Raw genomic sequence first — 14,380 nt, 5'->3', positions numbered from 1 at the left:
TCGCGCTGGGCTCTATTGCGGAGAAGTTCACCAGCCTTCGCCGTGCACCTCGTGCCCCGGTGCCACGTTGATCAGGCCGCGGTAGGCCTGCATCGGCGTCGACCCGTGGTTGACGACCGCGTCGACCTCCCGGGCGATGGGCATCTCGATGCCGCACTCGGCGGCAAGTTTCATCACGGTGGACGCGGATTTGACGCCCTCGGCTACCTGCTTCATCCCGGCCAGTACCTCGTCGATGGAGAGGCCTTTGCCCAGTTGTTCGCCGACGTGCCGGTTCCGGCTGTGCGGGCTGGTGCACGTCACCACGAGATCGCCGAGGCCAGCCAGCCCGGAGAAGGTGTCGCGGTCGCCACCCATCCGTTCGCCGAGTCGGGACATCTCCCGCAACGACCGGGTGATCACCGCGGCGCGGGTGTTGTCGCCGCTCCCGACGCCGTCGCCCATGCCGACCGCGATCGCGAAGACGTTCTTCAGGGCTCCGGCGATCTCCACCCCGACGACGTCCGAACTGTTGTAGATCCGGAAGAGTTTGGTCCGGAACAGCTCTCCGAGTTGCGCGGCGAGGTGTTGGTCGGGCATCGCGATCACCGCTGCTGCGGCGTACCCGGCGACGACCTCGCGGGCAATGTTCGGGCCGGCCAGCACCCCGGCCGGATGACCCGGGAGGATCTCGTCGACGATCTCCGTCATCCGGTGGTGGGTGACCTGCTCGAGGCCCTTGACGAGGCTGACCACCGGCGCCCACGGCCGCAAGTACGGAGCGAGATCGCTGAGTGCGCCGCGGAAACCGTGCGACGGGACCGCCATGATGATCACGTCGCTCGGTTCGACCGCCTCCTGCAGATCGGAGGTGGCGGTCAGCGTGTCGGGCAGCGGGTAGCCCGGCAGGTAGCGCTCGTTCTGTGAGTTCTCGTTGATCTGCCCAGTGACCTCGGCCGACCGGGCCCAGATGACGGTGGGCGACTTGCGCGCGATGATCGCCGCGACGGCCGTCCCCCACGAGCCGGCGCCGATCACCGCGACCTTGGGTTGCCTGCGGTTCGCCGGTGACGTCACGTCGAGTCCCGGGCGGGTCGTTCGCCGTCGCCGGCGGTGTCTGGCGCGGCACCGGTGTCGGCGTTCAGGTGCACGTCGGCGGTGTCGTTCAGGGCGGCGTGGAAGTCGATGTCAGGTCCGCGCTTGCATCGACACACGTCGCCCACCCCTTGGTGATCTTGCCGGAATCGTCCGGCTCAGTGTCGACGGCGGGGATGACGGCCGCAACCGGATGGCTGGTCAAACTGATGCCGGGTCAGCCTGATGCCGGGTCAGCCCGGCAGTGGGGTCTGCAGCAGCACCGCCCCCGACTTTCTGGTGGCGAACTGTGCTCTACCGGCCGGGAGGCGGCGCGGGACGAGACCGTGCGCGAGCCGGCCCTCCGCGGGCGACCCGGACAGCAGCAACACCGGGGTGCCCAGGTCGCCCAGCGCCTGCAGCAGCGGACCGTATTGCGCCCGCGCAACCCCGCCGGCCCGCCTGCTGACGACCAGGTGGAAGCCGAGGTCGCGGCCGAGCGGCAGGTACGGCAGCAGCCCGTGCAACGGGTTGGCCACAGGGGTGGCCACCAGGTCCAGGTCGTCGATCAGCAGGTACAGCTGCCGGTCCGGCTGATCGCCCCCACTGGATCCTCCCGTTTGCGCAGCCTGTTTCGTGCGGGTCATGCGGTCGGACAGTTCCCGGCCGATGATCGAACACAGTGCCGCCGTGTCTTTGTGATGGGTGCTGACTCGCGTGACCCCGGTGCCGTCCGTGGCGAGTGCGCCTCGTCGATGGTCCACGACGGCAATCTCTGCCGTCCGCCGATCCGCGCGCGGTCCGCCGGGCAGGGTCTCCGCGAGCTGGGCGAGGAGACAGCGCAGCGCTGTGGTCTTGCCCGAACCCCCGTCGCCGAGGATCACCAGATGCGGGTCTTCGCCGAGGACGTCGTGCCGCATCGGCTGCAGGTCGTGGTCGGCCAGGCCCAGAAGGACGCCTCCGCTGAACCTTCCGGTGTCCAGCCCGGCCAGTCCTCGCAGCTCGGAGAGCACGACGGTAGGCGGGAGGGTTCGAATCGGCTCTGCGCGCTGACCTGGCCATCGTTCTCGTACCCGCTCGATGAGGTCGGCAACACCGACTCCCACGCGATCGTCGGCGAACGGCAGAGCGATCTGCGCGAGGTGCCCACCCTGCACGAGCGCGCGTCCCGGCCGATCTACCGGAATGCCCTTTGCCCGCTGCCGGTCGATGGCCGAGTCGAAGGGGTCGCCCAGTCGCAGCTCGATCCGGGTGCCGAACCGTGCCGCGATGCGGCTGCTTACCTCGCCCGGCGCGGTCACCGTCAGCGCGACGTGCACGCCGTGCCGTGGCCCGCGGCGCAGGATCTGTTCGATGGCGTCACCGATGTCCGGGTCGACGTCGAAGACGCCGGCCCATCCGTCGATGATCAGCACTAGGTGCGTTTGAAGCCAGGCGGTCGCAGGTGGCGCCCGGACCGATTCCCGCTCGTCGATGAACGCGGTCACGGTCGCGAAAATCCGGCGCAGCAGGTCGGCGTCCGACGGTGACGCAACCGCCGCGACGTGCGGAAGGGCCGACAGCTCGGTCAGCAGGCCGCCTCCGGCGTCGATGCAAGCGACCCGCACCTCGTCCGGCGGGTGGCGGTGGGCCAGTGACGCAAGCAGGGTTCCGACGGCTGTGGATGTCCCAGACCGTGGAGCGCCGACGATGAGCAGGTTGCCGTTCCCAGCGGACGCGTCCCACATCAAAACCTCCTGATGCTGCCGCTCAGGGACGTCGACCAGCCCCAGGACTGCGGACGGCGGTGTCCTCCTGGGGACAGGGACCGGCTGTCCGTCCGCCTCGCGCCCGGCCGGCTCGCCAGGGACGTCGTCCGGTGCCAGTCGCGCGGGGAGCGGGGGCAACCAGATCTGTCGTGCCCGCCGACCGTCCGGGTGCTGGTGCGCGGCGGCCACCAGGCGGTCCACAGCGACCTCGAGCACGGTGGTCGGCGGTGTGTCACCGGGAGTGGGCACGGAAGGTTGATCGGCACTGCTGCGATGTCGGGAGTGCCGGAGCTCGACAACCCTTGCGGCGAGGCCGTTCTGCGCCTCGAACGGCATCACGAGCCCCCGCGGGAACCCCGGCTCAGGCTCGACATCCGCATCCGCATCCGCATCCGAATCCGTGGGCAGAGTCGGCGGCGGGCGGTACGGCCGAGACACCGTCGCGGCCCGGAACCGGCGGGCGGGTCCGCCGGCCAGCAGGTACGCCCAGCCGGGTTCGGGTGGCAGCAGAAAGGCACCGGGGACGCCGATGGCCTCGCGGGACTCCGCTTCGGAGAAGGTGCGGAGGCAGATGCGATAGGACAGGTGGCTCTCGAGGCCGCGGATCCGCCCGGTGTCGAGCCGTTGCGTCGACAGCAGCAGGTGGACGCCGATCGACCGCCCGATCCGCCCGATCGTCGCGAACAGATCGATGAGTTCCGGCCGGGCGCCGATCATCTCGGAGAACTCGTCGACGACGACCAGCAGGCGCGGCAGGTGCTCCAGGTCCGGTCGCAGCGGAGCGGCCGCGGCGTAGTCGTCCAGTGATGTCACGCCACCAGCCGCGGCGAAAAGTTCCTGACGACGGTGCAGCTCACCGCCGAGCGCTGCCCGGAAACGGTCGACCAGGCTGAGGTCCGCGTCCAGATTCGTCACCATTCCGGCCAGGTGCGGGAGCTCTGAGAGACCCGCAAACGTCGCCCCGCCCTTGAAGTCGGCGACCAGCAGCGCCAGGCTCCGCGGCGAATGCCCAATCACCAACGAGGTGACCAGCGTCCGGAGGAGCTCCGACTTTCCGGACCCCGTGGCACCGACGATCAACCCGTGCGGCCCCATCCCGCCCCGGGACGCCTCCTTGAGGTCGAGCAGCACGACCGAGCCGTCCTGAACCGTGCCGATCGGAGCGCAGAACTCGTCCGTGGCCGGTCGCGGCTGCCACGACACCGCGGGGTCGATGGTCGCGACGTCGACGGTCCGGTGAACGACGCCGGCTGCCGATGCCGAAGCCGTTTCCGCGGAAACGCTTTCCGGCCGCAGCGGCGCGAAGAACCTGACAAGAGCCGCCAGTTCGGGTTCGCTGACCTGGTCGAGGACGCAGCGCCGTTCAGTGGAAACACCTGTTGATTCAATGGTTTCGACTCGCCCGTGCGCTGTCCGCTCCTCCAGGTAGGGCCCTCCCAGGCCCGCCATGGCCGTGATCCGGATTCGGGTGGATCCGGGTACGACCGCGTCCGGCGGCAACAGGTGCAGCTGCCGTGCCCCGGCAACTTCTGCCGCCTCGCACAACGCCTCCAGCCCGGCGACCATCTCTGGACTCGTCCCGAGATGGTCGACGATCACGAGGAGGCGGCGGCCAACGGGAACACCCGCAATCCCGCCGTCAGCGGCTTCCGACTCGAGCAGGTCGATGGCCACCTGCGGGTCCTCGGTGATCAGCCGCGAAGCCATCGGGCCATCCGGGCTGCGCTGAGAATGACAGTGCGGCAACCACTTCAGCCACTCCCATCGCTGCGGCTCGGAACTGCAGACCATGATGCCGACGTCATCCGGGCTGTGTGCCCGGACGACCTGTAGCAGCATCGCTCTGGCGGATCCGAGCACCGTGTCGGCTGGGCCGACGATGCACGCCACCGCCCCGGCTTCCCACCGCAGTACGACCGGTTGGCCGGGCACCGTCGAGTGCTGTGCGGCAATTTCGGTCGCCGCAGCCAGGCAGACCGGGTCGTAGCGCACGAGCGGGTCGCCGGCGTCGGCCGGTAGCCGCGCCGGTCGAGCCGGCGGGACATCGCCGACCCCCACCCGCAGGGCGAAGAAGTCCGGGTCGGCGGGTCTGCACTGCCAGAGCCGATCCGGTGACAGCGCGTGGTCCGCGAGTCGACCGGCCTCGGGGTGCCGTTGCGCCGCGCGCCGCCGTTGATCCACTACTGCCAGCCGGATCTCGGCCCTGACCATCTCGAGATGGTCCAGGTACCGCTCCCGCTGCTCCCTGGTTCGCCCACGCTCACCCGTCCGCGCGCCGACCAGCATCACCACCCCGACAGCGATCGACGCCGCGAGGACCAGCAGGGCAACGGCAGCCATGATCGGGCGGCCCTGCGACGTCACGGCGAGCACCACCGCGCCGACTCCTGACGCGACCGGCATCAGCACCATGCCCAGTGACGCTGTGATCGGAGTCGTTTCGGATTGCCGAGGCGGCGCCGCCAGCGAAATGGGTCCGTCAAGCAGGGGACCCGGGACCGATGGTCGACGGGCGACCGGAAGGATCATCGCTGCTCCGAATAGTCGATACCGCAATGGGTTCGAGTCCTGTGGACAACCACCGGTTGGTGGGGGGACCCAGACTATGGTTCCGACCGCCCGGCACCGGGATTTGTCCACATCCGGCTACGGCCGGCAGCGACGTCAATCGAAGACACGAGAACTGACCAATGAGCCGATCACAGCCCACCGCGGCATCCCAGCCGCCCGGCGCGCCCTCCGCGTGCCCGGTGACCATCGCCTGCGGATCCCGAGTCAGGGATGTGGTTCTCCCGTCGTCGATTCCGGTCGGAGAGCTGATGGCCGGATTGATCCGATCTCTGGCACCTCATCACTCCGCCGAGCCGACGGGGGACTGGTCCCTCACCCGAATCGACGGAACGCCCCTGATGACCGGCGAGACACTCGACGAGGCAGCGGTTCTGGTCGGTGATGTGCTGACCCTGACGCATGATCCGGTCATCGAGGAGCGGCCTGCCCAGACCGCCCGCGACCGCATCGAGGACATCGTCGAGGAGCACGGTCAGTTCTGGGACCGGCGGGCGACAATGCTTTTGCTGCTGTGGGCCTCGGTCGTCACCGGAACTCTTCTGGTGCCGTTCGCCGTCTCGACAGACGTCCCGGCTCTGGCGATGGTCGGTGTAGCGGTGCTGTTCGCCGGCCTCGCCGCACTCGCGGACCACCACAGCGAAAGCGTCTGCGCAACAACACTGCTGCTGACGGCGGCAGGGTGGGCGGCCGTTGCCGGAACGACCGGACTCCGGTGGTGGACGACGGGAACAGCCGTCGAGCCGGTCCTGACAGCCATGGTGGCGGCTGGGTGCGCGCTGCTGCTTGCGGCGTGGACGGCGGTGTTCCGTCCGTTCGCGGTGCCGATCGCGGCCGGCTTCTGCATGCCGGTGGCCGGTTCGGGGGCCACTGTGCTGGGCGTGATCGGCGGGGCTCCCCAGGTGGACAGTGCCTCGGCGGTCGCGGTTCTCGGCGCGCTGGTACTTGGCGCGTTACCTCGTGCGGTGCTCGTGCTGACCGGCGTGGCCGGGCAGGTCGGGACTGCCGGTTCGGCCTTCGACGCGCGACTCACCGCGGCGCAGCGAATGCTGACCGGGTGTTTGGTCGGGGGCAGTGCTGCCGTCGTTCTCGGCGCTGTTCCAGCGGCATTGTCGGGTGACCCCCGCTCGATGGCTCTCGGCTTCGGTGTGGCCTGCCTGCTGTTGTTACGCGCCAGGGTGTTCGCTCAGGTGCCGCACACCATCGGGCCTCGGATCGCCGGTCTGGTGCTGCTGGCGGCTGTGGCAACGGGCTGCTACCGCACCGCTCCGTCCCACCTGTTCATCGTGGCCGCAACGATCGCCCTACCGGTCACGGCCGGGGTACTGCTGATGTCACAACGCTTGTCAGCTGTCACAGCCGCACGGACAGCGCGGGTGCTGGACCTGGTGGAGCGGCTCCTCATGGTGATCGTCGTCGTGCTGGCCGCCGCCAACCTCGGTCTCTTGGACTGGGCGCGCGCACTCGCCGGGGATTCGACATCGAGTCAATGAGTATTCGTCTGGGTAGGGCTTCAGCACACGCTTGTCGGCGGGTGCTTGGTGGATTCATCGCCGGACTGTCGGAGGGCAGGGTCGCACGATTTCCGCTCAGGGCGCGGAAAGTTGCGCCAGGGCGATCGGGCGACCGGTCAGCAACGCGTGGGTGGGGCGCCGTGGTGGACGTGAACTGGTTGGTCATCCTGGTGCCGAGCATCATCACCGGAGTGGTCACGGCAGCCGGGGTGACCTGGAGCAACATGGTTGCCCAGCGGAACAACCGGCGGGATGCCGAGCTGCGGGAGTTCCACATGATGATCGGCATGGTGCTCAGCGCTGACCCTGAGACGACGACTGGGCGAGAACATGCTGCGAAGCGCTGTCGATAACCCGGGCAGGCGGGACAAGGAGGTTCAGCGCAAGGTTGTTTCCTTCTGGATCGACCGGCTCAACCCCGGGCCCACCTCCTACAATGAGGGCGACAGATTTGGGATCGACCCGGGGATGGAGGCGGCCGACTTATGACGCAGTCACCGAAAACCATCAGGATCAGTCGCGCTCAGGCTGAAGCCGCCCGCCTGCTGGTCGAGACAGCCGACAAATGGGGCGAGCCGATTCCCGCCTGGGTCCGAGCGATGGCACGTGCACTGACCGATGGCCACACAACGGTCCGAGCCGAGAAGCCGGCGTAATCCGAAACTCGAGTGACTACCGAGCCTTCACCGCCGGCCGGACCGTTCATGTTGTGCGTGTTTGGTGTGGCGCCGGTCGTCGAGATGGTGGAGCAGCTCTACCGGTGGTGAAGCTGCCCCGCAACCCACCTGACCCGCTCTTCATCGCGGACGACGACGTGCTGGACTGGCCTCATCACAGCATGGTGCGCGTCCACGGAACGGTCGGCCCCTACGCGTTGCCCTGGCATCACATGCGCCACTTCGGACCCACCGGAGCCCGGTTCGACCCGCACCCACCATCCGAAAGCGGCGAACCACCGGGATCGCACCCGGACTTCGCCGTCCTGTTAGCGGCCGCGGACGTCGACACCGCGTTGGCCGAAGTGTTCCAGCATGGTCGGATCATCCAGCCCGCCGCGCCGAACAAGCCCCTACCTCACGGTGTGGCGACCGGTGCGGCCGCTTCGGTTGCTTGATCTCCGAGGGCAGTGGCCACGTCGTGCGGGGGCCTCACACGCTTTGAATACCGGTCCGCAGCCGGTGGGCACACGCCATCGCCATTCACCCTCGGCGGGTCGACGGGATTGTGTATTCCTCCGCGGTGACCGGCAGCGATGCAGTCGCGTTGTTCCTTCCTGGGCCGACTCCTTCCCGGCCACACCCGATCTTTCCCTGCCCCTCGACCACCCCGGTCTGGTCGGCGTGATCAGCGGGGCGGCGGGTCGCATCGGCTACGTGATTCATCGATAGGGCGCCCGCGACGATCGGAAGGCCGCGACCGCATTGACAACTGCAACGGCCAACCCGGCCAGCGTCAGCCCCACCGGCACCGCTGGCTAGATCCCGCGCTGGGCGCGGCCGGGCGCTCACCGTAAAAGGAAATGCCGCCGTTGGCAGCAGGATGTTTCCCGATGTTGGTTGGTACTCCACCATCACCGACCCGGCTGACCGGAAGAACCCGACAGACCAACGAAAGCGCGATGGAAGTGCCGTGACAGTGGCCACCCGCAGAGTGCTCGTAGCCGGTTGGGCGATCCGCGCTCCGCCGCGAGCGAAAGGGGTTTCGATGAAAGGGTTCTTGCGGACCATGACAAGAGTGGTACTGGGCATCAGCGCGATCGCGCTGTTTGTCGCGGCAGCGGGGCCGGTGGCGGCGGATAACGTGCCGAACAACCTGCGGACGTACGTAGTGCTCGCCCAGACGATCAAGGCGGTCGATGAGACCGGGTCGTTCAACAGTGTTCTCAGCGATGAGATCTACGGGGGTTTCCGAACATCGTCGGTGTCCGGGCAGGTGTTCGACAGCCAGTCCCGTCTGTTCGGCAACTTCGACGCCGGGCAGACCCGGACGTTCCCGTCCACCCAGTCCTGCCTGTCGGATCCGAACATCCGGGTGAACAACAACGGCGGCTCCTGGCCGAGCGGGCTGGAAAATGACGAATGGGACTGCCGGCAGGCCATCAGCGCACCGTTCTCGGTCCGGGCTGTGTTCTGGGAGTCGGACTTCCCCTACCCGTCATGCTGGCCGGTGTGTGCCTGGCACGGGAATGGCCCACTGGGCGAGGAGTACGCCGAGGATGACCCCGTCGGGGATCAGACCCTCGCCTTCACCCAGCAGGGTCTGGCCATCGACCTGCCGAACGCCGGGGGCACCAAGACCTACGAGTTCAACCTGAAGAAGAGCAGCGGTCACTACCGGGTCACCATCATGGTCTACCGGATGACCTGACCTACCGTGCCGACCGAGGTTGGTGCCTCAGCTAAGTCATTTGGTGACCGCGGAGGACAGATAGTTGCGGACGGTGCCGGGGGCCAGTGCGGCGTGTTTGGCGATCTCGTCGATGGTCGCGCCGCCGGCGGCGAGTTCGAGGACGTCACTCTCCCGGGCGGTGAGTGGGCTGATTCCGTTGCTGATGGCTTCGGCGGCGAGTTGCGGGTCGACGTAACGGCCGCCGTTGTGCACGGTGCGGACGACGTCGGCGAGTACCTGCGCGGACACGGTTTTGGGCAGGAACCCGCTGACGCCTGCGGCGAGGGCTCGTTTGAGATGTCCGGGCCGGCCGTGACTGGTGACGATGAGAGTGGCGCAGCCGGGGACCATCCGTCCCCGGATGGGACATGCCTCCACACCGCCCGATGAGGGCGCCAACGACGTGGGCGCCTCAGCCGCGGACAGTGTCGCAGCCGGCCAGGAAAAGGAGATTCGCGCCGACTGGGATTGCGCCACCTCGGCCGGGGTCCCGGTCCGGACCAGCCGGCCCATCAGCGAGGTCTTGCCGGCAAATGCGGGCCTGCACATGAGTCGCGGTTCAGATGAGCCGCCGGGCTCAGGTGGGCAGCGCCAGTTCGAACCTGATGGCGGAAGTTCCGAGTGCTGGCCCCAGTTCAGCAAGTTCGGCGGCGGTGGGTTGGTGGCCCTTGGGTGCGCGGATGCCCATGCGCTGTGCGGACGCGCCGGCGTCGAGGGCCTTGAACACGGCCAGTCCCATTTCTTCCGGGGTCATTCGCGTGAGGGTGCCGCGGGTCTGATGGGGGTGGCCGCGGTAGGTCACCGTGGCCGGGGCACCGTCCTGAAAATTGTGGCGCCATGGTGCTCCGGTGAAGGCGGTGACGACGCCGTCGACGCGGTTCATGTTGACCGGCACGGTGATCGTCCGGCCTGTGCGCCGACCGCGGAATTCCAGCAGCATGACCCCTGACATCCGCGTGGCGAGTCGGGACCTGAGCAGCGGGCGCATCAGATGGTTCACGGTTCGCAGCACCCAGAGCGGGGGTGGGGAGGACAGCGTGACGTCAGTCGATGGCTTCTTCTCCATGTGATCCTCCTTGGTTGTCGGTGCCCGGTTTCAGACGGCGAGTGCCTCGAGAATGCGGATCGGGCCGGTCGTTTCGATCATGGCGGTGGGGCGGAAGCCTGTCTCGCGCAGTAGTCGGCCGTGTTGGTCGGCAGTGCGTTCGCGGCCTCCGGTGACGGCCAGCATGATCACATCGAGGGTGGCCGCACGGGGGTCGTTGCCCTGCTCCTCTCGGATGCCCTCGAGGATCAGCACGGTCGCGCCGGGTGCGCTCGCCTGGCGAATGGCCTCGAGGATGTGGACCGCCTCCGGATCGTTCCAGTCGTGGAGTATTTCCATCAGCAGGTAGCAGTCTGCTCGCGGCAATGGATCGGTAAAGAAGTCGCCGGCGCGGTAGGTCAGTCGGGGCCCGGGTTCGAGCAGAGACTCAATGACTTCGGGGGTTTCGAAGAGGATCCCGTGCGAGTTCGGCGCTGTTTCCAGGACAGCCTTCAGCAGGTGGCCACGTCCACCGGCGACGTCCGCGATGGCGTTGAATGGCCTGAAGTCGTACGCGGACAGGACGGCGTCGATGTCGGCGTGCGCCTTCGACTGCATGGCGGAGTTGAAGATGTCAGCCTCGTCGGGATGGCTGCGCAGGTAGGGCCACAAACCTCCGGGGGTGACCTGCTCGATGGCGGGTGCTCCTGTTTTGAGCGAATGACCGAGCGCGTTCCAGGTGTCGCTGAAGACGGGAAGCCCCATCATGCGGGCGAATGCGCGCATGGACCGAGGATGGTCCGAGCGCAACAGTCGGGATTCGGTGTTGTGCCGGTAGAGCGCCCCGTCCCGCTCGAACACGCCATGGGACACCAGCAGTCGCAGCACACGGTCGAGGGCCGCCGGGTCGAGGGCGCAGCGTTGTGCCAGGTCTGCGGCGGTGGACGGTTCACCGAGCCGGTCGGCGACGCCGGTTTCGGCGATCAGGTGCAGGCAGGCCGACGGAACGGCGGCGTTCGTCAGGGACCAGATGATCTCGTGGGCCGGAGCAATTATCTCGGTCATGGCCCCGACGTTAGGTAGATACGGCGTGATCGGGATGAGTACATCCACCTATCTGTGGTACCCGACTGGACGGCTCGCCCATCCGGCCACCTGAGCCCTGTTGGTGAAACCGAGCTTGGACAGCACCGCCGTCACATGGTGCTCGACGGTGCGTTCGGAGAGCACCAGCCGCTTGGCCACTTCTCGATTCGTGAGCCCCTGCGCGACGAGCTGAGCGACCTCAGCCTCGCGCGTGGTGAGCGGCACGACGCCGGCGAGCGCGTCGACCTGCACCTGCAGGTCCGTCACCGCTGCAACGAACGGCGTCATTCCGAGCGATCTCGCAGAGGTACCGGCTGTCACGAGCAACCCGCGCGCCCGAGTCAAGTCACCGCCGCCTCGTCTGTCGGCCAGCGCAGCGGCGAGACGAACCTGGGCTTCCACCGCGAAGCCGGCCGCTCCGATGGAGGCGCAACTGAGCGCAGCGTGCTCCAGGTCGGCAACCGCGTCATCGAGCAGGCCCAGGCGATGGGCGGCCACGCCCAGCCAGTGCTCGACGGGTGCAAAGTAGGAGACCTGGGCGGTGCCGCTGACCACGTGGTGCCCGCGATGCTCGCCGAGTCGCTCCCGATGAACCTGGAGGTCGCCGCGGTCACCCAATTCGTCCGCCACCGCGATACCGAACGCGTCAACGAGAAGAACGACATGCGGCGGCGGGCGCCACCCGGCCACCGGGCCGGCGGCGCGGTAGAGCCGTTGCGCCTCCCCAAGAATGCCCGCGGTGGCGTGGGCGTGCGCGGCGCCCAGGAACGCGATCAGCCCGATGGAATCGAGCTGCTCCCGATCCCCGGCGACGAGGGCATTGGCATCCATCGACGAGCGGCCCTGCCCGATATGACGGCCGATGATTGGCAGCAGTCCTGACCGCAGAACCAGGCCCGACTGCATTCCGGTCGGTGAGATCAGCGCGAACGCCTGCCCCTCCAGTCGAAGGGCATCGGAGTAGCGGCCCTGCGCCTGGGCGAGCACGGCACGACACTTGATCACCTCGAACAGCGTGACGCAACCGCCGCCGACCTCGGACGCGCACTGCTCGAGCGCGTCGATTTCCTCCCCGACGGAGACCAGGTTGCCGCGTTCGAACGACGCGTCGATCTGCCAGAGCCGGGCAGACATCTCATGATCTGGCTGACCGGCGTTCCGAGCGAGTACCAACATCTGCGCGGCCAGCCGCTCCCGTTCTGCAAGCCCGGTAGGCCCTGAACACACCAGCCTTCGCCCCGCCATCGCCGCGGCCATCGCCCCGTTATCACCGGATGCCGTCGCAATCTCAAGGGCCTGTTCGCTTGTCGCGGCCACGGTCTCGAGTTCCCTGGAGAACACAAAGGTTTCGACAAACCGCGCCAATAATCTCGCTCGCAGCGCCGTCGGCCGGTCATCCAGTCCCCGAAGCGCTTCGAGGCAAAGCCGGCGGGTGACGACTCCGAAGCCTGGGGACGTCGCGGTGACTTCCATGACCAGAGCCGCTTCGGCGAGCAGGTCGGCCCGGCCGAGATCGCGTGCCAGGTCGGCGGCGTCCAGGCAGGCCTGCAGCCGTGCGGGAAGATCGCCGGCCAAGTTGTCGGCACGTGCGGCCTGCAACAGCAGGGCGATGCGCTCCTCCGGGCTCAAGTCCGGCCCCGCCACCAACAATGCCCGTCGAAGTAGCTGGCCGGCGTCCTCGAACGCGAGCTGGCGGGTGGCGCGCGTCGCGGCACGCTCGAGCCAGCGGGCGGCCAACCGCCCGTCACCGCCCATTGCGGCCTCCGCATGGTGGTGCGCGATATCGAACACGTGCGAACCGAGCGCGCCGGCACACCGGGCCTCCATCATCTCGGCCGCCCTGCGGTGCAGATCGACGCGCTGCGCAGGCGACTGCTCGGCCCGGACCGCATCGCGGACGATGGCGTGGGTGAACCGCCATTGCCCCTGTTCGTCGGAGGGTGTCAGCAGCGCGGCCTGCTCGGCCTCAGCCAGCAGGGCGAGTGTCTCGACCGGCCCGCGACCGATCATCGCTGCGAGATCGGAAACCGACATGTCCGTTGACAACACTGCGGCGGCACGCACAAGGCTCATGCCCGCCGGCCCGAGCTGCAGCATCCGTTCGGCGATCGCAGCACGAATGGAAACCGTCACCAGGGGCCCGGGTTGCCTGTCGCGGGATGCGAACGCACGGCCGACCTCGCCGACGAGGAACGGGTTGCCGCCGGTCCGCGACACAACGTCCTGGACCGACGCGGAATCGACGACGAACCCGGCTATCCCGGCCAATTGCCTCCGCACTCCTTCGGCGTCCAGCCCGTTCACCTCGAGGGCGGTGGTCACCTGCTCGCGAAGCAGCGAACCGAGGGCCTCGTGCGCGCCGGCGCCGTGGGGCCGGGCATTGACCAGCAGCATGATCCGTTCGTCGTCCACCACCCGCACGAGGTGCTGGAGCAGGAGAAGGCTGGGCTCGTCGGCCCAATGCAGGTCCTCCAGCACGACCAACAACGGCGAGGAATGTGCAGCCGACCTGAGCAGCCGCGCGATGGCGTCGAAGAGGCGAAGGCGATCCTCGAAGGACAGCGCCGCGCCCAGGTCCGCAGCACCGGCGTCGCCGACCAGATCCGGAACGACCCACGACAATTCGCGGAGAACGCCCCTTCGGCGGGCCAGTTCGTGGAGATCGACGCCCTCAGCGAGGCGACGCAGCACCTGCAACCAACACCAGTACGGGGGCGCACCGGGGAACTCACTCGCAGCACCCCAGCCGACCAGAACCTCCTCGGCTCTGGCGGTTTTCATCAAGGTCCGCGCCAACCTGGTCTTTCCGATTCCTGGCTCGCCGAGGCAGACGACGACCTGCGGTCGCTGCTGCCGAGCCTCGTTCAGGCACGCCAACAGGATTGCCATCTCACGATCCCGACCGACCAGGTCGTCCATCGCCACTCCCGGCAGCTGAGATTTGGTGCCATCAGTGGACCACGCCCGCCACGCGCAGCGGTATCCGCAAATCCGGGTGG

11 protein-coding genes are annotated in these 14,380 nt (G+C 68.1%); 4 read left to right on the top strand and 7 right to left on the bottom strand.

The genetic code is table 11. The annotated features are described in order from the left end of the window. Nucleotides 1-27 precede the first annotated feature (27 nt). From ACVBEQ_RS01400 to eccCa, 3 genes are all read right to left on the bottom strand, one after another. The gene (locus ACVBEQ_RS01400) at nt 28-1,056 is read right to left on the bottom strand and encodes an NAD(P)H-dependent glycerol-3-phosphate dehydrogenase (protein ID WP_447151617.1); all 1,029 of its coding nucleotides are present in this window, start codon (nt 1,054-1,056) and stop codon (nt 28-30) included. Next, a complete protein-coding gene (locus ACVBEQ_RS01395) occupies nt 1,053-1,193 on the bottom strand; it encodes a hypothetical protein (protein WP_447151616.1) in 141 nt (46 codons plus the stop codon). Before ACVBEQ_RS01395 ends, ACVBEQ_RS01400 begins: the two co-directional genes overlap by 4 nt. A gap of 114 nt (nt 1,194-1,307) precedes the next feature. Next, complete coding sequence (gene eccCa / locus ACVBEQ_RS01390; protein WP_447151615.1) at nt 1,308-5,330, bottom strand: type VII secretion protein EccCa; 4,023 nt, start codon at nt 5,328-5,330, stop codon at nt 1,308-1,310. Nucleotides 5,331-5,491: 161 nt separating this feature from the next. On the opposite strand from eccCa, the gene ACVBEQ_RS01385 reads away from it, so the two are divergent. From ACVBEQ_RS01385 to ACVBEQ_RS01370, 4 genes are all read left to right on the top strand, one after another. Beyond that, nucleotides 5,492-6,862 carry an EsaB/YukD family protein gene (locus ACVBEQ_RS01385; RefSeq protein WP_447151614.1) on the top strand — a complete coding sequence of 457 codons (1,371 nt, stop codon included), beginning with the start codon at nt 5,492-5,494 and terminating at the stop codon, nt 6,860-6,862. A gap of 161 nt (nt 6,863-7,023) precedes the next feature. Continuing rightward, the gene (locus ACVBEQ_RS01380; protein ID WP_447151613.1) at nt 7,024-7,236 is read left to right on the top strand and encodes a hypothetical protein; all 213 of its coding nucleotides are present in this window, start codon (nt 7,024-7,026) and stop codon (nt 7,234-7,236) included. Nucleotides 7,237-7,643: 407 nt separating this feature from the next. Then, nucleotides 7,644-7,997, top strand: a complete 354-nt coding sequence (locus tag ACVBEQ_RS01375) for an RES domain-containing protein (RefSeq protein ID WP_447151612.1) — start codon at nt 7,644-7,646, stop codon at nt 7,995-7,997. Between the two features lie 611 nt (nt 7,998-8,608). Beyond that, the gene (locus ACVBEQ_RS01370) at nt 8,609-9,250 is read left to right on the top strand and encodes a hypothetical protein (protein ID WP_447151611.1); all 642 of its coding nucleotides are present in this window, start codon (nt 8,609-8,611) and stop codon (nt 9,248-9,250) included. A gap of 36 nt (nt 9,251-9,286) precedes the next feature. On the opposite strand, the gene ACVBEQ_RS01365 is transcribed toward ACVBEQ_RS01370, so the two are convergent. The 4 genes from ACVBEQ_RS01365 to ACVBEQ_RS01350 are packed head-to-tail and all read right to left on the bottom strand — an operon-like array spanning nt 9,287 to nt 14,300. Then, nucleotides 9,287-9,820, bottom strand: a complete 534-nt coding sequence (locus ACVBEQ_RS01365) for a LuxR C-terminal-related transcriptional regulator (RefSeq protein ID WP_447151610.1) — start codon at nt 9,818-9,820, stop codon at nt 9,287-9,289. Nucleotides 9,821-9,848: 28 nt separating this feature from the next. Then, complete coding sequence (locus ACVBEQ_RS01360; protein WP_447151609.1) at nt 9,849-10,337, bottom strand: grhN; 489 nt, start codon at nt 10,335-10,337, stop codon at nt 9,849-9,851. 30 nt (nt 10,338-10,367) lie between these two features. Further along, nucleotides 10,368-11,360, bottom strand: coding sequence for a methyltransferase (locus tag ACVBEQ_RS01355; protein WP_447151608.1), 993 nt, complete (start codon nt 11,358-11,360; stop codon nt 10,368-10,370). Nucleotides 11,361-11,408: 48 nt separating this feature from the next. Further along, nucleotides 11,409-14,300, bottom strand: a complete 2,892-nt coding sequence (locus ACVBEQ_RS01350) for an ATP-binding protein (protein ID WP_447151607.1) — start codon at nt 14,298-14,300, stop codon at nt 11,409-11,411. Between the last annotated feature and the right edge of the window lie 80 nt (nt 14,301-14,380).

This window comes from Nakamurella sp. GG22 (genome assembly GCF_052976845.2).
This window is presented reverse-complemented; position numbering and strand designations above follow the sequence as displayed.